Annotated in this window: 23 protein-coding genes and 1 pseudogene; 11 read left to right on the plus strand and 13 right to left on the minus strand. The window is 71.0% G+C overall.

The genetic code is table 11. From position 1 onward, the window contains the following. Positions 1-130: 130 nt before the first annotated feature. From GWK25_RS11280 to GWK25_RS11305, 6 genes are all read left to right on the plus strand, one after another. The gene (locus GWK25_RS11280) at positions 131-346 is read left to right on the plus strand and encodes a hypothetical protein (RefSeq protein WP_215449672.1); all 216 of its coding nucleotides are present in this window, start codon (positions 131-133) and stop codon (positions 344-346) included. Between the two features lie 100 nt (positions 347-446). Beyond that, the gene (locus GWK25_RS11285) at positions 447-1247 is read left to right on the plus strand and encodes a hypothetical protein (RefSeq protein WP_215449673.1); all 801 of its coding nucleotides are present in this window, start codon (positions 447-449) and stop codon (positions 1245-1247) included. Between the two features lie 143 nt (positions 1248-1390). Next, a complete protein-coding gene (locus tag GWK25_RS11290; RefSeq protein ID WP_251828818.1) occupies positions 1391-2056 on the plus strand; it encodes a superoxide dismutase family protein in 666 nt (221 codons plus the stop codon). Further along, the gene (locus tag GWK25_RS11295) at positions 2035-2625 is read left to right on the plus strand and encodes a copper resistance CopC family protein (protein WP_215449674.1); all 591 of its coding nucleotides are present in this window, start codon (positions 2035-2037) and stop codon (positions 2623-2625) included. Before GWK25_RS11290 ends, GWK25_RS11295 begins: the two co-directional genes overlap by 22 nt. A 504-nt stretch (positions 2626-3129) precedes the next feature. Then, positions 3130-4587: a PepSY domain-containing protein gene (locus GWK25_RS11300; protein ID WP_215449675.1), complete on the plus strand. Its 1458-nt coding sequence runs from the start codon at positions 3130-3132 to the stop codon at positions 4585-4587. 236 nt (positions 4588-4823) lie between these two features. Further along, a complete protein-coding gene (locus GWK25_RS11305) occupies positions 4824-5039 on the plus strand; it encodes a heavy-metal-associated domain-containing protein (protein WP_215449676.1) in 216 nt (71 codons plus the stop codon). A 66-nt stretch (positions 5040-5105) separates the two neighbouring features. Here the strand turns inward: GWK25_RS11305 and GWK25_RS11310 are convergent, their stop codons facing one another. The 3 genes from GWK25_RS11310 to GWK25_RS11320 all read right to left on the minus strand — a co-directional run bounded on the left by GWK25_RS11310 (position 5106) and on the right by GWK25_RS11320 (position 6897). Then, positions 5106-5330 carry a hypothetical protein gene (locus GWK25_RS11310; RefSeq protein ID WP_215449677.1) on the minus strand — a complete coding sequence of 75 codons (225 nt, stop codon included), beginning with the start codon at positions 5328-5330 and terminating at the stop codon, positions 5106-5108. A 255-nt stretch (positions 5331-5585) separates the two neighbouring features. After that, positions 5586-6254 carry a DUF5134 domain-containing protein gene (locus GWK25_RS11315; protein ID WP_215449678.1) on the minus strand — a complete coding sequence of 223 codons (669 nt, stop codon included), beginning with the start codon at positions 6252-6254 and terminating at the stop codon, positions 5586-5588. A 235-nt stretch (positions 6255-6489) separates the two neighbouring features. Continuing rightward, positions 6490-6897 carry a hypothetical protein gene (locus GWK25_RS11320; RefSeq protein WP_215449679.1) on the minus strand — a complete coding sequence of 136 codons (408 nt, stop codon included), beginning with the start codon at positions 6895-6897 and terminating at the stop codon, positions 6490-6492. Positions 6898-7752: 855 nt separating this feature from the next. Here GWK25_RS11320 and GWK25_RS11325 point away from each other — a divergent pair. Together GWK25_RS11325 and GWK25_RS11330 are read left to right on the plus strand one after the other, a co-directional pair. After that, entirely contained in the window at positions 7753-8601 is an 849-nt protein-coding gene (locus GWK25_RS11325; RefSeq protein ID WP_215449680.1) for a hypothetical protein, read from the plus strand. A gap of 59 nt (positions 8602-8660) precedes the next feature. After that, positions 8661-9305, plus strand: coding sequence for a class F sortase (locus tag GWK25_RS11330; RefSeq protein ID WP_215449681.1), 645 nt, complete (start codon positions 8661-8663; stop codon positions 9303-9305). Between the two features lie 10 nt (positions 9306-9315). On the opposite strand, the gene GWK25_RS11335 is transcribed toward GWK25_RS11330, so the two are convergent. The 4 genes and pseudogenes from GWK25_RS11335 to tsaD form a co-directional block, all read right to left on the minus strand. Next, entirely contained in the window at positions 9316-10116 is an 801-nt protein-coding gene (locus GWK25_RS11335) for a MucR family transcriptional regulator (RefSeq protein WP_215449682.1), read from the minus strand. A 103-nt stretch (positions 10117-10219) separates the two neighbouring features. Continuing rightward, positions 10220-10462: pseudogene (locus GWK25_RS11340) on the minus strand (alanine--tRNA ligase-related protein); the annotation flags it as partial. A gap of 18 nt (positions 10463-10480) precedes the next feature. Further along, the gene (locus GWK25_RS11345) at positions 10481-11059 is read right to left on the minus strand and encodes a GNAT family N-acetyltransferase (protein ID WP_215449683.1); all 579 of its coding nucleotides are present in this window, start codon (positions 11057-11059) and stop codon (positions 10481-10483) included. Further along, positions 11056-12126: a tRNA (adenosine(37)-N6)-threonylcarbamoyltransferase complex transferase subunit TsaD gene (gene tsaD / locus GWK25_RS11350; RefSeq protein WP_215449684.1), complete on the minus strand. Its 1071-nt coding sequence runs from the start codon at positions 12124-12126 to the stop codon at positions 11056-11058. Before tsaD ends, GWK25_RS11345 begins: the two co-directional genes overlap by 4 nt. Positions 12127-12545: 419 nt before the next feature. Here tsaD and GWK25_RS11355 point away from each other — a divergent pair, with 419 nt between their 5' ends. Then, complete coding sequence (locus GWK25_RS11355; RefSeq protein WP_251828819.1) at positions 12546-13622, plus strand: HoxN/HupN/NixA family nickel/cobalt transporter; 1077 nt, start codon at positions 12546-12548, stop codon at positions 13620-13622. 33 nt (positions 13623-13655) lie between these two features. On the opposite strand, the gene GWK25_RS44250 is transcribed toward GWK25_RS11355, so the two are convergent. Continuing rightward, positions 13656-14213: a Fur family transcriptional regulator gene (locus GWK25_RS44250; RefSeq protein ID WP_215449686.1), complete on the minus strand. Its 558-nt coding sequence runs from the start codon at positions 14211-14213 to the stop codon at positions 13656-13658. 30 nt (positions 14214-14243) lie between these two features. Between GWK25_RS44250 and GWK25_RS11365 the strand changes: the two genes are divergently transcribed. After that, a complete protein-coding gene (locus tag GWK25_RS11365; protein WP_215449687.1) occupies positions 14244-14885 on the plus strand; it encodes a superoxide dismutase in 642 nt (213 codons plus the stop codon). A gap of 135 nt (positions 14886-15020) precedes the next feature. Here GWK25_RS11365 and GWK25_RS11370 read toward each other — a convergent pair whose 3' ends face one another. Genes GWK25_RS11370 through GWK25_RS11390 form a run of 5 tightly spaced genes read right to left on the minus strand, consistent with a single transcriptional unit; the run spans position 15021 to position 21595 of the window. Beyond that, positions 15021-16835: an ABC transporter ATP-binding protein gene (locus GWK25_RS11370; RefSeq protein ID WP_215449688.1), complete on the minus strand. Its 1815-nt coding sequence runs from the start codon at positions 16833-16835 to the stop codon at positions 15021-15023. Further along, positions 16832-18556 (minus strand): ABC transporter ATP-binding protein/permease, encoded by a 1725-nt coding sequence (locus tag GWK25_RS11375; RefSeq protein ID WP_215449689.1) that lies wholly within the window; start codon positions 18554-18556, stop codon positions 16832-16834. Before GWK25_RS11375 ends, GWK25_RS11370 begins: the two co-directional genes overlap by 4 nt. Then, on the minus strand, positions 18550-19485 hold the full coding sequence (locus GWK25_RS11380) for an ABC transporter ATP-binding protein (RefSeq protein ID WP_308404213.1): 936 nt from the start codon (positions 19483-19485) through the stop codon (positions 18550-18552). Before GWK25_RS11380 ends, GWK25_RS11375 begins: the two co-directional genes overlap by 7 nt. Next, on the minus strand, positions 19482-20615 hold the full coding sequence (locus GWK25_RS11385; RefSeq protein ID WP_215449690.1) for an iron ABC transporter permease: 1134 nt from the start codon (positions 20613-20615) through the stop codon (positions 19482-19484). Before GWK25_RS11385 ends, GWK25_RS11380 begins: the two co-directional genes overlap by 4 nt. Further along, positions 20612-21595: an ABC transporter substrate-binding protein gene (locus tag GWK25_RS11390; RefSeq protein ID WP_215449691.1), complete on the minus strand. Its 984-nt coding sequence runs from the start codon at positions 21593-21595 to the stop codon at positions 20612-20614. Before GWK25_RS11390 ends, GWK25_RS11385 begins: the two co-directional genes overlap by 4 nt. Before the next feature lie 328 nt (positions 21596-21923). Between GWK25_RS11390 and GWK25_RS11395 the strand changes: the two genes are divergently transcribed. Continuing rightward, positions 21924-23138 carry a YcaO-like family protein gene (locus GWK25_RS11395; protein WP_215449692.1) on the plus strand — a complete coding sequence of 405 codons (1215 nt, stop codon included), beginning with the start codon at positions 21924-21926 and terminating at the stop codon, positions 23136-23138. Positions 23139-23155: the final 17 nt, after the last annotated feature.

Below are 23155 nucleotides of genomic sequence, written 5' to 3' on the forward strand. Positions count from 1 at the left end.
ACCGTGCATCAGCCATCACACACTCCGGCGCGTGGTTCAGTGCGCCCGAGGGTATGTCCTTGGCCAGTACCGAACGCCAGGTGACGGCGAGAGCCTTGGCGCCCCGACTTGCGTTGAAAGGCCATACACGATGGATGAGATCACCGGTCTGGAGCCCCTGGCGACCTTCTGCGGAGACTGTGACTGCGGTTGTCCGCAGCTGTTCGTGGATCCCAGCGCCCCTGCGGAGCGCCGCGTCCTGCTCACCGACGACTTCGGACAGCGCGTCCAGATGAGCGCCGGCCAGTTCGCCTCGCTGGTGGAGGAGGCGAAGGCCGGGAAACTGGACGGCATAGCCGTCGCCTGACCGGCGGCCTCGACAGTTCACACTCAAGCCCTGCGCGGCTGAGTGAAACAGCGCTCCCATCCGTATGAGGCATGAGCCCATCGGCATGAGGAGTTGACTGGTGTCCCGGAGCTGCGTCCGCACCGGGCGGGCGATCCGCGTGACGTCGGCCGGAGAACGCGTCGGCAGCCCGCGCGCACTGTCGGCATGTGTCTTCGCGGCCGTCTGCGTGGTGACGAGCGCACTGGGACATGCCCTCATGTCCGGTGATCTGCTGCCCTGGTGGGCGCTCGGTGTGGCGCTCGCCGGGACGGCGTCGGCCGGCTGGTGGCTCACCTGTCGGGAACGCGGCCCGGTGGCCGTGGTCGGCGTGACGACCGTCGCCCAGGGGCTGCTGCACCTGTGGTTCGACGTGGCACATCAGATCGTCCGCGTACCAGGCGCGGGGTTCGCCTCCCGTACGGACCGTGCCACGATGCTGCCCCACTCCGGAACGGCCGTGCACGTGGGCCATTCCGGTTCGGGCACCACCCTCGCGCACAGCGGGGCCGAGGGCGCCTCCCATGTTGTGTCGGCATCGTCCGTCGCGGTACATCAAGGCGCCCTCGCGATGCTCCTGGCGCACCTGCTGGCCGCCGTCGTGTGCGGGGTGTGGCTGTGGCGCGGTGAGGCGGCGGCGTACAGGCTGGGCCGGGCGCTCGCCATCGCGCTGTTCGCGCCTCTCCAGCGCGTCCACCGTCTCCTCGGACGACAGGTACTCGACCGTCGTCCGCACGCGGCCCGGACTGCGCCGGACACCGCCCCGACGGCCCCTAACGCTTCCACCGTGCTGCGGCATGCGGTCGTCCGCAGAGGACCACCTCGGGACAGCCCGGCAGTCCTCCGCGCGACCGTCGGCCCGCAGTCCGCCATGGTCTCCTGAAGCCTCCCGCTCCGCCGGGGCCGAAAAGGGCCGATGCGCAGGCGCGACTGCCACGATCCGTGTGTTTCGTCCACCTCGGCCCGCACGTGCCCGCCCACGGGCGACGGTGCGTGTTGTTCATGCATCGATCGGGAGTCAGTCCCATGCACCACGTCACGTCCACCCACGCCTCCGCGCGCCCGTCCACGACCGGCCGCCCCCCGGCGCCCGCCCTCACACGCAGAAGGTCCACGGCTGCCCCGGGCGCTGTCCTCGCGGCCGCCCTGACGCTTCTGCTCACCGGGTGCGGAGGGGACTCCGGTGGCCACAGCTCCGCCCATGGGAAGGAGACATCCTCCTCCGCCACCCATGGCATGGACGGCATGTCCGACAAGGCGATGGGAGACCCCTCCGCCACCCCCGCCTACAAGATGTCCGGCGTGACCGTGGTGGAGGGCACCTTCACGGTGCTCGACACCCGCCCACCGGGCATGGACGACGTCAAGGGCACGGCCTGGCTGGCCCAGGGTTCCAAGGGCACCACGGTCACCGTCTCCCTGACCGGTCTCAAACCGGGCGGCGTCTACATGGCCCACCTGCACGCCCAGCGCTGTTCGGACGACAACGGCGGGTCGCACTTCCAGTTCGACAAGGGCGGCGCGACCGTGCCCCCGAACGAGATCCACCTGATGTTCACGGCCGACAAGTCCGGGATGGGCATGACCACGGTGACCAACTCCCGCAAGACCGGCAAGGAGGCCGTCGCCATCGTCGTCCACCCCAACGAGGCACAGGACAATCGGATCGCATGCGCCGACTTCGACTTCTGACGACGGTCGCCGGATCTGCCGCGTGCGCGGGTGTGCTGCTGCTCCAGGGCGCTGCCCCCGCCCACGCGCACACCGCGCTCAGGAATGCCGCGCCGGCCCCAGGGGCCACTGTCGGGACCCAGACCGACGTGGTCAGGCTGACGTTCGACAACCTGACCTCCGGCGTCGCGCCCAAGATCAGGATGATCGGGCCGGACGGCAAGGAGATCCCGGTCGGGAAACCGGTCGTCACCGACAGGACCACGGCTTGCGCCGCTGTGTCCCCGCTGCCCGAGGGGGTCATCACCCTCACCTACTCGATCGTCGCGGGCGACGGAGACGCCCAGGACAGCGCATTCCAGTTCGAGGCCGCAGAGGGCGGCGAGCCCGCCGACACCGCGCCGGCCTGTGCTGACCTGAGCCTGTCGGCTCCCGACACCGGCGGCTCGACCGGCACGGTCCTGGGCCTCGGCCGCACCACGGCCACCGCCGCACTCGCGGGGGCGGTCGCCGTGGTCGCGGGCGGCGGATTCCTCGCGGTCCGCACGGTGCGGCGCCGGAGAACCGCTGAAGGGCGAGACGGCGGGTGACCCGAGATCCGGACTCCCGTACCTGGTGCGGGAGTCCGGAGAAGCCGTACTGGGACAGGCGGACGGCAGGAGACAGCACAAAAGGGGGCCGCTGCCCGGCTGAGCCCGCCGACCGCCGCCCGTACCGGGGACGGGATGTGGCGACGTGGCGGTGGGCGGGCACAGGCCGGGCCACGCTCGGGAAGGCGAATTCCATCGTGGCCCGGTGCCGTCATCGTGGCACGGTGCAGCCGGGTCACGGGAGCTCCGACGCGGAACTGTCGCACGTGAGGATTGTCCCTGCGGTATCGGGGAACTGACGCCCGCTATCCGACGACTACGTGAGATCGCCCGGTGGCTTCCTGCTGTCGAGGACGGTGAAATCGGAGCGATCGCCCGGGAACTGGGAGCCCTCGCCATCCGCCTGTTTCAAGACAGCGGCTGAAACGGCACCACGGCGGTCCGGCTGCTGTGCGCCCCGCACGCCTTTCCCCGCCCTGCACTGCCGATCTGTACGAGGTGACCATGACATCCACCGACCCGGAACTGCCCAGCCCGCCCGCGCCAGGCGGTGACGACCCCGAGGGCACCACGACAGCTCCGAAGCCGACGACGGCCGCTGCCTCCCGGCGACCGGGCGGCGTCGGCGCCCTGCTGGCGCGGCTGCACTTCTACGCCGGCATCCTCGTGGCGCCGTTCCTGCTCGTCGCCGCCGTCACGGGCCTGCTCTACACCTTCACGCCCCAACTGGACTCGCTCGTCTACGGCAAGGAACTGCACGTCTCCCGAACCGGGGACAGCGCCCTGCCTCTGTCCGAGCAGGTGGCGGCCGCCCGTGCCGAGCATCCGAAGGGCATGCTGACCGCCGTACGACCGGGCAGCCAAGACGCCACCACGCAGGTCGACTTCTCCCTGCCGGAACTCGGGGAGAACGCGCACACGGTCTACGTCGACCCCTACACGGGCAAGGTCACGGGCCAGCTGACTACGTACTACGCCGGGACCCCGCTCACCACCTGGCTGGACGTTCTGCACCGCGAACTCCACCTGGGCCAGGTCGGCAACCTGTACTCGGAACTCGCCGCGAGCTGGCTGTGGGTTCTCGTCCTCGGCGGGCTGGTCCTGTGGTGGCGCCGTGGGCGTGGCAACCGGACCGCCCGGCGTCTGCTGCTGCCCGACCGGACCGCGAAGAAGGGCGGCGTACGGCGCACGCGCAGCTGGCACGCCGCGACCGGTGTGTGGATCGCCCTGGGTCTGCTGTTCCTCGCGGCGACCGGACTGACCTGGTCCACCTACGCCGGGGCCAACTTCAGCAAGGCGCTGGACTCGCTGCGCTCCAACACCCCGTACGTGTCGACTGCGTTGGCCGGCGCGGACTCCTCGGGCACGGAGACCAAAGCCGCGAAGAAGGTCGACCCGAGTGACATCGACGGGGTGCTCAAGGCGGCCCGCGACGACGGCCTCGGCGGCCCGGTCCAGATCACCGTGCCCGCGGACCGCGCCACCGCGTGGTCCGTGTCGCAGACCCGCAACCTCTGGCCGGTCGGACGTGACAGCGTCGCCGTCGACGCCTCGACCGACCAGGTGGTCGACCGAGTGGACTTCGCCGACTGGCCCTTCCTGTCCAAACTGACGACGTGGGGCATCCAGGCTCACATGGGGCTCTTGTTCGGCATCGTCAACCAGATCGTGCTCGCTCTGCTGGCCATCGGTCTGATCTTCGTCATCGTGTGGGGCTACCGCATGTGGTGGCAGCGCCGTCCCACCCGTGTCGACCGGCGCGCCCTGGTCGGCGCCCCACCTGCCCGCGGTGCCTGGCGCGCCATGCCGTCCTGGGCCGTCGCCCTGGGCATCGTCGTGGTCGCCGCGGTGGGCTGGGTCATCCCGCTGTTCGGCATACCGCTCGCCGTGTTCCTCGTCGTGGACCTGGCCGTGGGCGCGCTCCGGCAGCGCCGGACGACCGGACCGGCCGCCGCCGGTTGACCGTCTTCCGGCTGTCGGGGTGCCAGGGTGTGTTCGAATCCTGCACCCCGGCCCGGACCGTGTATGGAGCACTTCGCCCACCGGGTGCATCACTCTCAGGAGTGACACTTGCCATGGTCGGGAACCCGCCCTGGACGCGGGACGACTCAGTGATGGACGGCCTGGGTGAACACGTCAGCCGTCACATCCGTATCAGGAGGCGTACCAACGCCTCAGCGGCATCCAGGAGTTGAGCCATGGCCCAGAAGCACTACCTCGTCACCGGCATGAGCTGCGAGCACTGCGCCGCGAGCATCACGGAAGAGGTCTCCCAGGTCCCCGGTGTCACGAACGTGGACGTCGACGTCACGGCGGGCTCGGTCTCCGTCGGCGGCACGGACCTGGACGACGCGCGGCTGCGAGCGGCGATCGTGGAAGCGGGATACGAGGTCACCGAAACGGTCGCGGCCTGACGGACCTGCCGTATTTTCGGCCGTCGGGATCTACGGCACCGGCGGCCGAGCAGGAGTGCCCGCTCGTCAGCGCGGTCCGGGGCGCCGGACACCGGGGCGGTGACCGCGAGGGCCCGATACCGCCCGGTCCGTCGCCAAGTGCAGCGCGCCACAGGCTCCCAGCCCCACGGCGCCCCCGATCAGGGCTCCCGGTATCTCCGCGACAAAGAGGCCGAGCCAGGCGTAGCCCCCGACGAGCACGGCGATGGTCAGAACGGGCAAGGACCAGACCTTGCGCACGTGTTCGCTCACCACCGTCCATCCGCGTGCACGGATGACAGGTCGCTCCCAGGGCCACGTCCCGTCCCCGAACGACGCCTCCCTGCCGAGTGTTCCGGACACGGCACCTCACCCCTGTTTCCCTGCCGCTGTTCCGCCCACCGCTTTTCGGCCACGGACGGCTCGACCGTTACTTCCCCGCCCGCCGCCCCGGGAAACAACGGCCTGCCGGGTTCCCGTGTGTCGTCCCTGAGGCTCTCTCCACGCCTGTGAGCCGAGTCCGCGGCCTTACGCGAGCAGGGCGAACATGACCGCCATCCCGAGCGCCATCGCCGCATGACACGCGGGTGCCAGAGCACCGATGTGTCCTGACTCCACCAGGGAGCCGTCCCCCGACCACCGTGGGTCTGTGTGCCTTCCCCGCGCCCGGTCGAAAGCGCGGGTCAACCAGGCCAGTCCGATGCCCCCCAGGACGATCGCGAGAAGCACCGCCGTCGTGACGGGTCCCGTTCCGCTCAGGCTCATGGAGGAGAGCCCGGAGCCGCCCGACATGTCCATTCCCGCCATGTGGTGCATCCCGCCGGATCCTTCGGCGCCGGACATCGTCGCGGAGGAGCCCATCGCCGACACCATCCACGCCATGGCCCCCATCATCACCACGTGCGGAAGGGCCCCGACCGCGGCTCTGCCCGGCGAACCTCCCGCCGTGCGGAACGGAGCGGAGGCCAGGAACCACAACGCACCCACCGAGAACAGCAGGACCTGCGGACCGACCGGCAGGCCCATTCCCCACGGCCACGCCATGGCGACCATGAGCGCCCCCATCGCCGCGTGCAGCGCGTGATCGATCCGCTCCGTGATGCCCGCCCCCGGCAGAACCGACTTCCCCAGGCCGTACAGGACCGGCACGGTGAACAACAGACTCAGAACCCAACGCAGCCCGCTCGCGGCAATCACCTGACCACCCCAACTCCCGGACGCCACACGGCGCCGACGTATCTGCAGGGCCGGACGCACCGGTGTGGTGAGCGAACGGAAGCGGGAGACAGGGCAGTGTGGATCACACGGCCCTCTCCCGACGGGAACGCGGACCCGGCGAACGGCCACAACAGGAGTCGGCGGGGCAGCCTGGTGAGTTCCGGGAGACTGATGTGGGCGAGGTCACATCAGCACGGGAAGGGCGGGCGAGTTCTCAGGACCGCGCGGCGTCGAGTATGTGCCGGCAGCTGTCGGCGGCGCGAGCGGTCGCGTCGGCGCAGATGCGGCAGTGCTCGTGGTGCTGGGCATGTCCGATGCATACGTCGTGGCTGCGCCGGCAGGCGATGAGACAGGCTTCGACCTGAGCGGTGATCAGCGCTGGGTCGTGGCCGTTGTGCCGGGTCAGGATCCGGCGGGTCGCGGCCACGACGTCGGCACAGTCCAAGTCCCGGTCGATGGCCTCGCGCAGCGTGTCCGCGTCCTTCTGGGCAAGCATGCCCGTGGCGCACGCGGTCACTGCGGTCTCGCACTCGGCGAGGACGTCTACGGCCGCGGCCAGAGTCTCGTTGCCGAGGTTGCTCTCGGTGGTGACGCTGTCGAAAAGTTCCCGGGTGTGGATCATGGCAACCCCAAGGTGCGGGATGGGATGCACAGGGTGTGCTCTTGGACGCTAGTACCCCTCCCGCCGCACCGGAAGAGGATCGGGCATTCCGGAACGGAACTCCTGGGGGTACTCGTCCGCCGTCATCCCGTGGACACGGACATGCGCGAGCCGTGAACGGCCAACCACTGGTGCGGCTGGACGTGGGCGGCGTCGGATTCCGGACCGTCTGTGGACCCGATCTTGATCGTGCGTTGGCAGGGATCAGGGGGCACTGTGGAACAAGTGTCCGAGCGGGGGGCGGTCGCCTTGGCCGCGGCGCAGCCAGGGACCTCGGCCGCACGTCCTGGTGAGCCCGAGGTGGCGGGGAGGCTCGTTCACGGTGGCGCGGCACCTGACGGCGAGGTGCCCGCGCGTCCAGGGGATGTCCGCGTCGGGGTCGTCGCGTGTGGGGCAGTCCGGGCTTCTGACTCATCACGACCTGCAGGTCGTTCACGACATGGTGCCACTTCCCCATTTCCTGTGACAGCGGGAGGGCTTCTCGTCGCCAGGTGGGGCCCCGTCCTGTGGCGCCATGGCAGGTCGTCCGGGCGGCTTTGAACATCTGCGGCGCTTTCTGCGTTCTATTGGTAACTGCATAGTGGTTGCAATAAGGGTCCCTTGGTCGGGTCCCAGTGCATCGTCCGGCGGCCGTCCTCGCCGGGAAGGTGTGGCTGGGTGGTCGCTTGTTCGCAACCGCTGTGCGGGTCAGGGGCGCTGAGGCTTCGGACGTCGGTCGGCCGGTGGAACAGACCGGATCGCGCCGGTCCGGACGGTGCCTGAAATCCGTACGAGGTGCGGCTCTCCCCGTTCGGGGGCCGCGGAACAGGAACGAACGTGACATCCAAGCGCACCGGTCGTACAGGTCGCACCGGTCGTCTCGCGGCTCTTGCCGCGCTTCCCGCCGCCGCCCTGCTGGCGGTCGCCGGCGCGGCGCCGGCGCTGGCCGCGGAGGAGACGGCGTTCCAGCTCGATCTGGAGGAGTTGAACGACACCGGGGCCGAGGGGACCGCCATGGTCAGTTTCCGGGGCACCGAGATGACCGTGTGGATCAAGTCCGAGGGCATGGTGCCGGGGCAGCCCTCGGCGCAGCATCTGCACGGCTCCACCGAGGGCCACGACTTCGTGTGCCCGGACGCCAGTGCCGACACCAACAAGGACGGCATCCTCAACAACACCGAGGCCACCGTCCACTACGGCGACATCAACATCGCGCTCACCGTTTCCGGGGACACCGACGCGGCCAAGAGCGGTCTGGCGGTGGACCGGATGCCGGTGGCCGACGCCGAGGGCAAGATCTCCTACAAGCGGACCATCGAGGTCGGGCAGGACGTGGTCGAGAAGATCAAGGACCTGCACATCGTCCAGCACGGTATCGACCCCAACGGCAACGGTGAGTACGACTTCGAGGGCGCCGGCAAGAGCGAGCTCGACCCGAAGCTCCCGCAGGAGGCGACTGCTCCGGCCAACTGCGGTGAGGTGGAGGGTGCTGCGATCGGGTCCGTTCCCGTCGGAGGGATCGAGACCGGCGGCGAGGAGGGTCTCGGTGGCGTTTCCTCTGGTGTCGTGATCGGCAGCGCCGGTGCCGCCACGGTGGCAGCGGCTGGTGTTCTCTTCGTCGCGCGGCGGCGGACGGCGGCGTCCCGCGGTGACGTGGCGACCGTGAAGATCGGGGGCGCCGCGTGAGCAGCGTTGCCACAAGCAGTACAAGCAGTACAAGCAGCCCGACTGGCACAGGCAGCAGGGTGTGGGCCGGAGGGCGGCGGGCTTCCGCAACCCTGGTCGCGTTCGCCTCGGCGGCTGTCCTGCTCACCGCCTGCTCGGGTCAGGACACCGGGGCCGCCTCGCAGACCTCGCCAGGCCAGAGCACGCAGTCGGGCGCGGGCACGGCGGGTTCAGGCTCCGGCGCGGAAGCAGGTGGGAGTGCCTCGGACCTGGCACGCTCGGCACCGCAGCGGATCGCCATCCCCTCCCTCGGTGTGGTGAGCGACCTGGAGACCCTGGGGCAGGATGCGAAGGGCGTGATGACCACGCCGAAGGACCCGGACCTCGCGGGCTGGTACGAGCCGGGGCCCACGCCCGGGTCGAAGGGCCCGGCGGTGATCGCCGGGCACGTCACCTGGAACGGCGAGGACGCGGTCTTCAAGAAGCTGAAGACGTTGAAGGCCGGTGACGCGGTGCAGGTTTCCCGTGAGGACGGGAAGACGGCGACGTTCGCGGTAGAGCGGGTCGAGGAGTACCCGAAGGACGAGTTCCCCACCGTGGAGGTGTACAAGAACCTCGACCACGCAGGGCTGCGCCTGGTCACCTGCGGCGGTGAGTTCGACGAGGACCGCAGCTACTACCCCAACAACGTGGTGGTGTTCGCGAGCATGACGGGCGTCGCGTAGACGGTACTTGTCAGTCCGATGGGTGGTCGGTCCGGATCCGGGTCGCCACCCACGGCATGCTCCGGCCGGTGGCCGCCGCCAGCTCCCGCAGCGTGACGCCCTCGGCGCTCCGCTCGCGCAGCCACACCGAGATGTTCTCGGCGCCCACGCGCGTGGCCGCGGCCCGGTCGTTGAGCAGCACACGGGAGTGTCGGCCGGCGGCGGAGTTCTGACCTGTCGGCCGGAGCGGTATGCCGTGCTCGGTCAGCAGTTGACGGACCCTGTTCTTGCCGGTGGCGAGGATACGTGCTGTCTCCTCGACGCTGTGCTGCCGGTCGGCGTACACGGTTCGCAGGGCCTGTTCGAGGCAGGTGAATCCTGCGGCGCGTACTGCCGCCGCTGTCCGTTCGGCGGCGGCCTCGGACTGGGTACGGCGGCCGGCGGTCAGGGTGGCCCGCCGCGTCCGGCGCAACTCCTCGGGCTCCGCCGCACGTTCCGCTGTCGCGCTCCAGCGCCGCCGGTTCAGTTCTCCCGAGCGGGCCATCGCCCGGCCCGCCGCCAGGTACGAACGGGATTTCTTCGATGCCTCGTATCCGGCGAGCCGGGCGCGGGACTGTTCCTGGGAGAGGGAGCGCGCGCTCAACGCCCGACTGCGCAGCAGGCCGAACTCCTGGCGGTACTCGTCCGCCGTCATCCCATGGACACGGACATGCGCCCCCAGCGCGCGGAAGGACCGCCCGCAGACGTGGCAGGCGACGGTGTCGGTGGCCGCGTCCCGGAGCAGGCGGCCGAAGTCGGGGTGCGGCGCTCTTCCGCCCGCCTCCTCAGGCATCGGTGATCAGCGCGGATAGGGACGCCAGCGCTCCCGGCCGCCGGTCTGCGGGCAGCCCGCCGCCCTGCGCCGGTTCCGGTGACCCGCTGCCACGGCTGTGCGAGGAGCCGTGCGGGGGCGTGCGGCCGACCCCCTCGATGTCCAAGGTGCGTGCGCATTTCCGCACGCTGGTCGTCCGCGGCCAAGGAGCCTCGGTCTCGCCCGTCAGGTACGGCTTGAAGGGGACCATGCCCGCGTTGACGAACAGCGGCGTCGCGTCGGGCGTCGGCAGCGGGGCGCTGGGGACGACGGTGTGGCCGCGCCCGGCGAGGTGGTCGAGGAGGCGGCGGATCTCGGCGGTACGCATCTCAGGGGCTCCGGGCGCTTACAGGGGTCGGGGGGCCAGGGAACTGGCCGGATGGCGGGGGCCGAGGAAGACCGCGATGCCCTTGCCGTCGGGGGAGGGGTGGGTGGCCTGGGTCCAGCCCTGGCCGGTGTAGAAGGACAGGGCGCGCGGTGACCGGAGCGAGGTGAGGAGCCAGGCGCGGCCCTCGGGGGCGTCCGCGACGACCGCCTCCAGGAGCCGGCCCGCGAGCCCGGTCCCGCGTGCGGTGGTGCGGACGGCCAGTTCGTCTATCTCGCGGGCGCCGACCAGCCAGGCGAGGGTGCGTTCGGGTCCGAGGCCGGCGGCGGCCTGGGGGTGACAGCGGTCGGTGGGGAAGGGGGCGGGGGTGGTCCAGGCGGTGACGAACCCGGCGACCTGCTCGGCGTCGGTGAAGGCGAGCGCGGCGATGAAACCGGGCCGTTCGGCGTCGCTCACCAGGCGCCCGACGAACTCCGTCGCCTTCGCCTCGTCCTCGTTCCAGGGCGGCGTGCAGAACGCGTCGACGTAGACGGAGCGCAGAGCGGCGGAGTGCGCGAGCGGCTCGGCGCCCCGGAAGACACGGATGCCGGCCCCGGTCACGCCGCCACCATCCCGGGCGCGCCCGCCGTGACGGGGTGCAGGGCCGCGTACTCCAGTGGCGCGGACGGGTCGATGGACACGTCCAGCGGCGCGGGTGCCGCTCCGGCCCGTACGAGGAGGTCCCCGACGGCGGCGATCATCGCCCCGTTGTCCGTGCACAGCCCGAGCGGCGGCACCCGCATTTCGATCCCCGCCGCCCGGCAGCGCTCCTCGGCCAGCGAGCGCACCCGTGAGTTCGCCGCGACCCCGCCCACCACGACCAGCGTGCCCACGCCGTACTCGGCGCAGGCCGCCACCGCCTTGCGGGTGAGCACGTCCGCGACCGCCTCCTGGAGCGAGGCCGCGCCGTCGGCCACCGGCAGCTTCCGGCCCGCGTGACCCTCGGCCCACCGCGCGGCGGCTGTCTTCAGCCCGGAGAAGGAGAACGCGTACGGGGCGTCGCGAGGCCCGGTGAGCGGGCGCGGGAAGGCAACGGCACGCGGATCCCCTTCGCGCGCCGCCCGGTCGATCGCGGGACCGCCGGGATAGGGCAGTCCGAACACCCGTGCGACCTTGTCGAAGCACTCCCCGGCGGCGTCGTCGAGCGTGTCCCCCAGATGGACGATCGGATCGCGGGCCAGGTCCCGGACGAGGAGGAGCGAGGTGTGCCCGCCGGAGACGATCAGGACCATGCAGGGGTCGGGCAGCGGCCCGTGCTCCAGAGTGTCGGCGGCCACATGACCGGCCAGGTGGTGCACCCCGTACAACGGCACCCCCAGCGCGTACGCGATCCCCTTCGCACCTGCCAGCCCCACCTGGAGCGCACCGGACAGGCCCGGCCCGGTGGTCACCGCGACCGCGCCGATGTCGGACAGGCTCAGCCCCGCCTGGTCCAGTGCCTGCCGGACCACGGGGCGTAGCGACTGCAGATGCGCCCGGGAGGCGATCTCGGGCACGACCCCGCCGAACCGCGCGTGCTCCTCCATGCTCGACGCCACCACATGGCCCAGCAGCCGCCCGTCCCGGACCAGGCCCGCCCCGGTCTCGTCGCAGGACGACTCGATGCCGAGCACGATCGGAGAACCCATCGCCACCCTTCCTGCACTGAAATAGTTGTTGCAAGAAGTGTGCAATAAGAGAGGGATCGATGTGTAGCCGTGCCCGGAAGCGCAGGTCACCGCCGAGCGGAGCGAGCGGTTGAAGGGCGGTGGTGCCGAGTGTCGAGGGGGGCCTTGACCGGTGCGTTCCCGAGCGCAGACGCAATCCTGACGGGGGTTTTGCCGCATCCAACTTGTTCCTGCGAACGATGCGCAGAAACCTGGGGGAGCGGCTGAAAGCAGTCGCTCCCCCGCGTGTCCCCCGCGTGGGTTCCGCACGTGTTCCGCGACCGTCCGCCGAGAGTGAGGCCCACGTCCCCATGCCCACCGCTCCCGATCCCTCCGCCCGCCCGGACGTCCGGTCCGCAGCAGGTGAGCGCGGACTCTCGTGGCACCGCCTCGGTACGTCGATGACCCGCAGGGAGTGGGCGAGCCTGAGCGGGATGGCGGCGTTCATCCTGGCCCTGCACGTGATCGGCTGGTTCACGCTGGTCGCCGTCGTCGCCCCGCACCACTACAGCCTGGGCACCAAGACCTTCGGCATCGGTATCGGCGTTACCGCCTACACGCTCGGCATGCGGCACGCCTTCGACGCCGACCACATCGCGGCCATCGACAACACGACCCGGAAACTGATGAACGACGGGCAGCGCCCGCTGTCGGTCGGTTTCTGGTTCTCCCTCGGCCACTCCACGATCGTCTTCGTCCTCGCCTTCCTGCTCTCCCTGGGCGTCAAGGCGCTGGCCGGCCCGGTCGAGAACGGCGACTCCACCCTGCACGGCGTCACCGGCTGGATCGGTACGACGGTCTCCGGGACCTTCCTCTACGTCATCGCGATCATCAACCTGGTGATCATGGCCGGGATCTGGAAGGTGTTCCGACAGATGCGATCCGGCCACTTCGACGAGGCCGCCCTGGAGGAGCAGCTCGACAACCGGGGCTTCATGAACCGGCTCCTGGGCCGCGTGATGAAGTCGATCACCAAGCCCTGTCAGATGTATCCGCTCGGTGTCCTGTTCGGCCTCGGCTTCGACACGGCCACGGAGATCGCCCTGCTGGTGCTGGCCGGTTCGGGCGCCGCGTCCGGCCTGCCCTGGTGCGCGATCCTGTGCCTGCCGATCCTGTTCGCGGCTGGCATGTCCCTGCTGGATACGATCGACGGCACCTTCATGGACTTCGCCTACGGCTGGGCCTTCTCCAAGCCCGTCCGCAAGGTCTACTACAACCTCACCATCACCGGCCTGTCCGTGGCCGTCGCCCTCCTCATCGGCACGGTCGAACTGCTGGGCCTGGTCGCGGAGAAGGCGGACCTGCACGGCCCGTTCTGGGACTGGGTCTCCGGCCTGGATCTCAACACCATCGGCTACGTGATCGTCGGGCTGTTCTTCGCGACCTGGGCGATCGCCCTGCTGGTGTGGAAGGTCGGCCGGATCGAGGAGAAGTGGACGTCGGGGCTGACCTCCGGCGGGCCCACCTCGGCCGAGTAGCCCCCGGGACCCGGTTGGGCTGCCCCCACCGCTTCAGTCGGCGCAGCGCGCGCACCGGCCGTACACCAGCAGCGACCCCGCGGAGTCCGGCCGCAACCCGGTCAGCTCCTCGATCGTGTCCACCGCGCTTCTGAGATGCGCGTGCGGCACGGCCGCGACCTTGCCGCACCGTTGGCACACGGTGTGGTGGTGCTGCTCGCCGGTCAGGCCGTAACGCGTCGGACCGGGGCCCGGCACCGAGTGCAGCAGGCCGACGGCCGTCAGGGTCTCCAGGGTGCGGTAGACGGTGGTGGTGTGCACGGCCTCGCCCGACCGCGTCAGCCGCTCACAGAGTTCACCGGTGCTGAGGTGCTCTCCGCAGGTGTGGAGCAGGGTCAGTATCCGCAGTCGGCACGGTGTGCACCGCAGTCCGCGCCGCCTCAGCAGATCACGGGGTTCGGGCGGCGCGGTCGGCGGTAGCGCCGTGTCCGGCTGGTTGCGCGTGTGTTGCGACAGTGAGAACGCCCCCTGGGTCCGCGACGCGACCGTGGTCCTAGGACCTATGCCTGATCGGCAAGCGACCGCAAGTGCTGTTAGCGTGCAACTGCACATCAGTGGCAATTATGTCGGAGGACGTTGGACATGGCGGTTTACACGCTCCCGGAGCTTCCCTACGACTACGCGGCGCTCGAACCGGTCATCAACCCGCAGATCATCGAGCTGCACCACGACAAGCACCACGCGGCGTACGTCAAGGGCGCGAACGACACGCTGGAGCAGCTGGCCGAGGCGCGGGACAAGGAGGCGTGGGGTTCCATCAACGGCCTGGAGAAGAACCTGGCCTTCCACCTCTCCGGCCACATCCTGCACTCGATCTACTGGCACAACATGACCGGCGACGGTGGCGGGGAGCCCCTGGAGAAGGACGGCGTCGGTGAGCTGGCGGACGCCATCGCCGAGTCCTTCGGCTCCTTCGCGGGCTTCAAGGCGCAGCTCACCAAGGCGTCCGCGACCACGCAGGGGTCGGGCTGGGGCGTCCTCGCCTACGAGCCCCTGAGCGGGCGCCTGATCGTCGAGCAGGTCTACGACCACCAGGGCAACGTCGGCCAGGGCTCCACCCCGATCCTGGTCTTCGACGCCTGGGAGCACGCCTTCTACCTGCAGTACAAGAACCAGAAGGTCGACTTCATCGACGCCATGTGGGCCGTCGTCAACTGGCAGGACGTGGCCCGCCGTTACGCCGCCGCCAAGGAGCGCGGCGACAGCCTGCTGCTGGCCCCCTGAATGTGATGACGCCGTGACCGTGACGGCGTCCGCGCAGACGTCCTGCTCGTGATCGTCTTCTCAACCTTCACTCGCAGGCGGCAAGACGAAGGGCCCCCGCAAGGACGTGACTTGTGGGGGCCCTTCGCCGTGCGTTCAACTCACTTGCCGGGCACTTTCGTTGAGCAGGCGGCGGTATGCCGGGCTGCGGGCGAGGAGTGTGTCGTGCGGTCCGGCGTCGAGGATGCGGCCTCCGTCGAGGAGGACGACGGTGTCGGCGGTGCGGAGAGTCGAGGGACGGTGGGCGACGATCAGCGTGGTCCGGCTGGTGCGTGCGGCGCGCAGCGCCCGGTCCACCCCGGCCTCGCTCTCGGCGTCGAGGTTGGAGACGGCCTCGTCCAGGACCAGGACGGGGGCACCGGTGAGCAGGGCGCGGGCGATGGCGATGCGCTGGCGCTGTCCGCCGGAGAGATGGGCGCCGCCTTCTCCGGCCGGGGTGTCGTAGCCGTCGGGGAGCGCGGCGACGAAGTCGTGGGCGTGGGCCGCGCGGGCGGCCTCCTCCACCTCGGTGTCGGTGGCGTCCGGGCGGGCGAGGCGGATGTTGTCGCGGATGCTGAGGTTGAAGAGGTAGGTCTCCTGGGGGACGGCCGCGATCAGTCGGCGGAGCCGGTCCAAGGGCAGGGTGCGAAGGTCGTGGCCGCCGACGCGGACCGTGCCTGCGGTGGGGTCCCAGTGGCGCAGCAGGAGTGAGGCGCAGGTGGTCTTGCCGGCGCCTGAGTGGCCGGCCAGTGCGACCGTGGAGCCGGCGGGGACGGTGAAGGTGACCTGGTCGACGGCGTCGGGCAGGTCCGGGCCGTAGCGGAAGCGGACGCCCTCGAACACTACGGTCGGGTCGATCGGTTCGGGGACGGGCCGGATCCTGGACGACTGGTCGGTGACGTCGGGGCGCGCGGTGACGATCTCGGCGAGTCGGTTCGCCGCCGCGCGGATGTTGGCGAGTTCGCGCCAGGTGTCCACGAGCGTCATGAGAGGGAGGAAGGCGAAGGCGCCGAGGACGGCCGCGGTCGGTACGCGGTCGGCGGTCAGGGTCCCGCTGTTGACGAGGGCGAGGGCGGTCAGCAGGACGGCGATGAGGCCGACGGCGGCGATCGCGTCGCCCGCCGCCTTCTCCACGCCACCCCGCGAGCGGTGCGCGCGCGTGGCGTGTCCGAGGCGTTCGGTGGCCGCGCGCAGCCGCTCCGCCTGGGTGTCCTGGCGGGCGAAGACCAGGGTCTCGGCCAGTCCCTGGACGGCGTCGACGGTCTCGGCCGCGGCTTCGCCGGTGGCCTCGCGCATGCGTCGGCCCTGGTCGGCGGAGCGGCGGCGCAGCCAGAACGGCACGGTGGCCATGAGGACGATCGCCGGGAGCAGGGCGGCGCCGATCAGCGGGTCCAGGACGAACGCCGCGATGAGGCAGGCGGCCGGGACCGATGCGGCGACGATGAGTGGGCTGAGACTGTGGGCGAAGAAGAGTTCGAGGAGTTCGATGTCGGCCATCGCGGTGGCGCCGATGTCCCCGGAACGGCGGCGCAGCAGATAGCCGGGGGTGAGGTCGGCCAGGGCGCGATAGCAGCGGTCACGGAGTTCGGCCAGGACGCGGAAGGCCAGGTCATGGGCGAGGTACGACTCGGCCCAGGCGGCGAGGACCTTAGGGACGACCAGCGCGCCCAGCAGCCACAGAGAAGTGGTGAGGTCACCGGGGGCCGCGCCGGAGAGGGCCTCTCCGACCAGACGGGCGCCCAGGAGCGCCGCTGCGAGCGTGAGGGCCTGGTCCAGCAGACCGCAGGCGATGGCGCCGGCGAGGCGTGGGCGGTGCGGGCGCAGCAGGGTGAGCAGAGCGGCGCGCCGATCGGGGGTTTCGGTTGCACCGGCTCGGGATTCGGGCTCGGGCGCGCGGGCCTGGTCCTCGGGGACGGCGGCGGTGGTGGTCATGCGGCTCCTTCGCGCTGACGGGCGACCAGACGCGTGTAGGCGCCGTTCCTGGACAGGAGTTGGCGGGGCTCGGCCGCCTCGACGACCCGTCCGTCGGTGAGGACGACGAGGTGGTCGGCGTCGGCGACGGTGGACAGCCGGTGGGCGATGATCAGGACCGTGCGACCGGCGCGCAGCCGCTCCAGGGCCTCGGTGACGGCTTGTTCGGCGGCGATGTCCACGCTGGAGGTGGCCTCGTCGAGGATGAGCAGGGGCGCGTCGGCGAGCAGGGCGCGGGCGATCGCCAGGCGCTGGCGCTGGCCGCCGGAGAGCCTCAACCCACGTTCGCCGATGACCGTGTCGTAGCCGTCCGGGAGCGCGGTGATGAAGGCGTGGGCGTGGGCGGCTCGGGCGGCGGTCTCGATGTCGGCCGGGTGTGCGTCCGCGCGGCCGAAGGCGATGTTCTCGTGGACGGTGCCGTGGAAGAGGAACACGTCCTGGGAGACGACCGCGACCTTGGAGTGCCAGTCGGCGAGCGGCAGTTCGCGCAGGTCGGTGCCGTCGACGCTGATCGTGCCGGTGTCGGGGTCGGCGAAGCGCAGCAGCAGCCGGGCCAGGGTGGACTTGCCCGATCCGGAGGGGCCGACCACGGCGGTGGTGGTGCCCGCTTCCAGGGTGAGGCTGACGTCGTCGAGGGCGGGGCGGCCCTGGCCCGGGTAGGTGTAGCGGATGCCGTCGACGACCACACAGGGCGGGGTGTCGGTGCGCGGCACCACTGTCGTTCCCGTGTCGGGTACGGCGGGTTCGGCGTCGAGCAGTTCGCGGATGGCGGCGTGGGCGGGAAGCGCGGCCTGGCCCGCGTGGAAGGCGCCCATCAGGTCCGTGACCGGGCGGAACGCCTCGCGGGAGAGCAGCAGCACGGCGAAGACCGCCGAGAGGGCCAGGTCACCGGAGGCGTACTGCCAGGCCGCCATGCCCACTGCGGCGGCGGTGCCGAGGGCGGCGAAGAACCCGACGAACCCCGCCGAGACGGTGGCGATCTGCGTGAAGCGCAGCGACGAGCGGTAGAAGTCCCAGGCACCCTGGAAGAGCCGGGCGGCGAAGCGCTCGTGCGCGCCGACCGCCTTGAGCGTGGTCAGGCCCTGCACGGCGTCGAGGTAGTCGGCGCTCAGACCGCGCCAGCCACGCATGTAGTCGGTCAGATACCGGCGCATCCGGTGGCGCAGCAGCCGAGGTGTGGCGGCGGCCAGGACCGCCGTGACCGCGACCAGCACCGCCACCGGAGGGTCGATCACCGCCAGCACGGCGAGGATGCCGAGGGCTCCGAGTACGGAGACGAGGACCTGCGGCAGGAACACGCTGACGAAGCGGTCGAGCGCCTCCACGCTGTCCTGGAGTGTGGTGAGGACGGCTCCGGTGCGCTGCCGGACCGTGTAGCCGGGGCCCAGGGTGAGCAGATGGCGGTACAGGCGCAGCCGTAGCTCGGTCTTGACCTGCTCGGCGGCGCGGGCCGCCGTGACCTCGCGGGCCCAGACCAGTACGGCCCGTACGGGGATCACGGCGAGAGCGGCGCAGCAGGCCAGGACGGCGTCCGTCATGTCCCCCCGCAGCCCGCGGGTCACCGCGAGCGTGAGCAACAGGCTCTGCCCGACGTAACAGGCGGACACCACGACGCCTGCGGCGACGCTCGCCATGAGCGCCCGACGGGCCGGACGGGCGTACACGAGCAGCGTGGTCAGCAAGCGGGCTCCTCCTCCGAGGACTGCGAGGACTCCGAGGGCACGGGGGACGAGGGGGCGAACGAGTGCGCGGGCTCCGCCGGCTCGTTGGTGTCCAGGGGCTCACACCACAACGCGAACCGCCCCGGCTCGACCTCGACCTGCCGGGACCTGACGCCGAACACCTCGGCCATGAGCGCGGGCCGCAGGACCTCCTGGGGTGGGCCGGCCGCGACCACCGCCCCGTCGGCGAGGACGCAGACCCGGTCGCAGTAGCGCAGGGCGAGGTCCAGGTCGTGGATGGCAAGGACCGTGGTGACGCCCAGGTCCCGTACGGTGCGCAGGGCCTCCAACTGGTGTCGTATGTCGAGGTGGTTGAGGGGCTCGTCCAGCACCAGGACGCGGGGTTCCTGGGTGAGGGCGCGGGCGAGCAGGACGCGTTGGCGTTCGCCGCCCGACAGGGTGCCGAGGTCGCGGTCGGCCAGTTCGTACGCGCCGACCCTGCGCAGCGCCTCCTCGGCGATCCAGTGGTCGCGGGCGGTGGGGTTCTCCCAGGCGCGCAGATACGCCGTGCGGCCGAGCAGGACGACGCGGCGTACGCGCAGTCCGGAGACCGGCTCGGACTCCTGGGGGAGCGCGGCGGTGTACCGGGCGGAGCGGGCGGCGTCCATGGCCAGCAGGTCCGCGCCGTCGACCAGCACGGTCCCGGAGTCGGGGGCGAGGGCCCGGTACAGACAGCGCAGCAGGGTGCTCTTGCCCGCGCCGTTCGGGCCGACGACGCCCAGCACTTCCCCGGCGTCCACCCGCAGGTCGACGCCTCGCAGGACGGGGACACCGGACAGGCGAGCGCTCAGCCCGCCGATGGACAGTTCGGCGGCAGTATGGCCGTCCGTGCTCGTGAACGTCTCTGCTCCGAGCTCTGATGCCGCCCAGGTGTTCTTGGCAGTGGTCACAGGGCCCCGCCCCCGCCCAGTCCCGTCGTGGCCGCGTTGCCGCGCCGGAGCAGCAGCCACAGGAAGACCGGTCCGCCGCACAGCGCGGTGACCACGCCGACCGGCAACTCGGCCGGCGCGATGACCATACGGGCGGCGAGGTCGGCCCAGAGCAGGAACACCGCGCCGAGCAGCGCGGCGACCGGCAGCACGCGAGCGTTCTCCGAGGTCCGCAGCAGCAGCCGGGTGAACAGCGGCATCATCAGCCCGACGAAGCCGATCGCCCCGCTCACGGCCACCAGCGCGCCCGTCAACAGGGCGGTGACCACGAACAGTTCGGTGCGCAGCCGGGCCGGGCGCAGGCCCAGGCTCGCCGCGGTCTGCTCGCCGAGCAGCAGTGCGTCCAGCGCGCGGGCCCGCAGCAGGAACAGCGGCAGAGCCAGACAGGTGGCCGCCGCGACCACGGTCAGCGAAGTCCACCGTGCGCCGCCGAGCCCGCCCAGCAGCCAGAACAGAACCGCCCTGGCGGCCTGTCCGCCGCTGTCGTCGCCGGCCAGGACCAGGACGTTGGTGATCGCCTGCCCGACGAAGGACACCGCGACCCCGGCGAGCAGCAGCCGGGCCGCCCCCGTTCCGCGATGGGCCTGCGCGACGGCGAAGACGACGGCGGTCGCGGCCAGCGCCCCGGCGAACGCGCCCGCCGACAGGGAGTAGACCCCGGCCAGGGCGGAGGCGCCGAGGGTGACCGACACCGCTCCGACCCCGGCGCCGTAACTGGTCCCCAGCACGAACGGATCCGCGAGCGGGTTGCGCAGCAGCGTCTGCAGGACCGTACCGACCATGGCCAGCCCGGCGCCCACCAGGACGCCGAGCAGGACGCGCGGCAGCCGGATCTGCCACACGATCGCGTCGTGGCGCAGGTCGGTGCCGGTCAACGGATCACCGCCCAGATGGGAGGCCACGACCCGCGCGACCGCGTCCAGCGGCACCTGGAACGAGCCCAGCACGATGCCCGCCACCGCACTGGCCACCAGAAGCACGATCAGCAGCGGTATCAGCCCATGCGCCAGGAATCTCCCCGCAGGCCCGGCCGTGGCCCGCTGGTCCGTCGGCTTCGTGGCCGTCTCGGTCCTTGTCGCTGTTCGGGTCACGACTTGGGGTGGAGTTCGTCGGCGATCTGGCCCGCCACCTCCGGGTTGCGGGGGCTCAGGGCACCGAGGCCCGTCAGACCCACGGTCAGGAACCGGTTCTCCTTCACCGCGGTCACGTCCCGCAGCACCGGGTCGGCGCGAAGCTGCTCGATTTTGGCCTTGGCGGTGTCCTGCGCGGTGAAGTAGTCGACCACGAGGATCACGTCGGGATCGCGGCGGACCACCTCGTCCCAACTGGTCTCGCCCCAGTCGGACGTGAGGTCGGAGAAGACATTGCGTCCGCCACCCGTCGCGAGGAGGGTGTCGGCCAGACCCTGTCCGCCGGCCACGGTGGGGGCCGTCTGCCCGGAGTCGAAGACGAGCACGTCGACCGGCTTCTCGCCCTTCACCTGCCGTTCCACCGCGTCGAGTTGCTTGTCGAGGCGGGCGTTGAGCCGTTCGGCGGCCTTCGGTTCCCCGAAGAGTTCACCCAGGGCGGTGACGGTGTCGGTGAGCGAGTCCAGCGTGAGTTCCTGGCCCTTGCACTGGACCGTGAACAGGCCCATGCCCGCGTCCCGTAGCTGGTCCGGCGGCAGCCCGTTGGCCTCGCTGAACGTCGGCCCGAAACCGCCGATCAGCACATCGGGACCCAACCCGATCAAGGACTCCTTCGACGGATACGCCTTCTGCGACAGCACCGGCACCTTGTCGTAGGCGGCCTTCAGATCCGGATGCACCTCGTTGTCCAGCAGCGACGAGCCGATCAGCCGGTCGCCCAGCCCCATGGCGAGCACCAGCTCCGTGGCGTGCTGATTGAGCGTCACCGCCCGCGAGGCGGGCTGCTCCAGCCGGATCCGCTCACCGCACCGCTCCATGCTCACGGCGGAGGAGTCGGCGGCCTCGCCCCCGCCACCGCCCGTGGTTGCCCCCGACCCACAGGCGGCCAGCGCCGCAATCCCTACTACGACCGACAGCAGGCGTCCACCCGGAAAACCAGCCACTCAAGCCCCCTTGTTGCGAATATCTTGCAATAGCCAAATCCTTGCAGAAGTTCGGGGTCGTGGGCCAGAGTGACGGCAGGGCCCCACACGGGGGACCTCCGCAGGGGAAAGGAGGCGCACCATGCAGTACTCGAACGAGGAACTGTCTGAGGTCTTCGAGGTCGAGGAGACCGAAGCGACGGAGACCGTGGTGAGCGTGGCCCACCACACCTGATCGGCACTGCCGAGATGACCAGGGTGCGGGACGACCGTCCCGCCCGACCTCGTCCGTCCGACGGACGCCGTCCCGCACCCGCTTTCGTGCCGGAACCGCGGGGGGAGTCGAGTGGTGCTCACGACCGGCGCCATCAACATGGGGGCGATCCCGGCGAAGGGATACCGGCGCGGCACGCACCGCGCCGTACCGCCCGAGGAGACCTGGCAGCGCATCCGCCCGCAGCTCGCCCGGTACGGAGTGACACGCGTCGCCGACGTGACCGGGCTCGACGACATCGGCATCCCCGTCTTCCAGGCCGTACGCCCGGCCTCGCGCACTGTGTCCCTTTCTCAGGGCAAGGGCCTCACGCCCGCCGCCGCACGGGTGTCCGCCGCGATGGAGGCCATCGAGCTGTGGCACGCCGAGAACCTCCCGCCCGCGTCAACCACCGTGACCGCCCGGCGACTTGGCCTGCCTTACGAGCTGGCCGCCCTCGACCTCGCCGAGGGCTCGCTGCTCCACGTGGATCTGCCGTTGTCCTGGCTGGAGGGTGAAGGGCTGCTGAGCGGCGACCCGGTTCCGGTGCCCGAACCCGCCGTCCGCCTCGACCACACCTACCGCGCGGAGTGGACACCACCGCTGTTCCGCACCACCAGCAACGGCCTCGCCTCCGGCAACACCATCCCCGAGGCGACCGCCCACGCGCTCGCCGAGCTCTGCGAGCGGGACGCGCTCGCCCGCTTACGTGCCCGGCCCCGTACCGACTGGTACCGACTCGACCTCGGTACTGTCGACGACCCCGACTGCCGGTCTCTTCTCGACCGGTACGCCTCAGCGCAGGTGTCCGTGGACGTCGTGGTCGCCGACCGTGAGCCGGCCTGCTTCGAGGCACGTATCCGTTCCGAGGCGCACCCCGTCACCTACACCGGCGCCGGCTGCCACCTCGACCCCGCCATCGCCCTCCTGCGCGCCCTGACGGAAGCCGCACAAAGCCGCCTCACCGCCATCGCCGGGGCCCGCGACGACCTCCCGCCCGTGCTCTACCGCACGGCCGGCGAACGACCCCTGGCCAGGGAAGAACTCGGTACGAGAACAGCCGAGTGGTGGGAGTCGCCGACCGTCGGTAACGACGGGGACTTCGAGGCCGACATACGCACACTCGCCGCCCCCATCGCCACCCGCACCGGCACCGAACCGATCCGCGTCGTCCTGCCCAGCCCGACCGGCATCCCCGTGGTCAAGGTGATCGCCCCCGGCCTGGCCTTCGACGACCGCACCGACGTCAGCGCGAGCGCGGGGCGGCCCCGATCAGCAGGGGAAACGCGACCAGCGCGCGGACCGCGATGAACGGGGAAGCGTGATGA

Source organism: Streptomyces sp. ATCC 21386, assembly GCF_018728545.1.
Classification (GTDB): Bacteria; Actinomycetota; Actinomycetes; order Streptomycetales; family Streptomycetaceae; genus Streptomyces.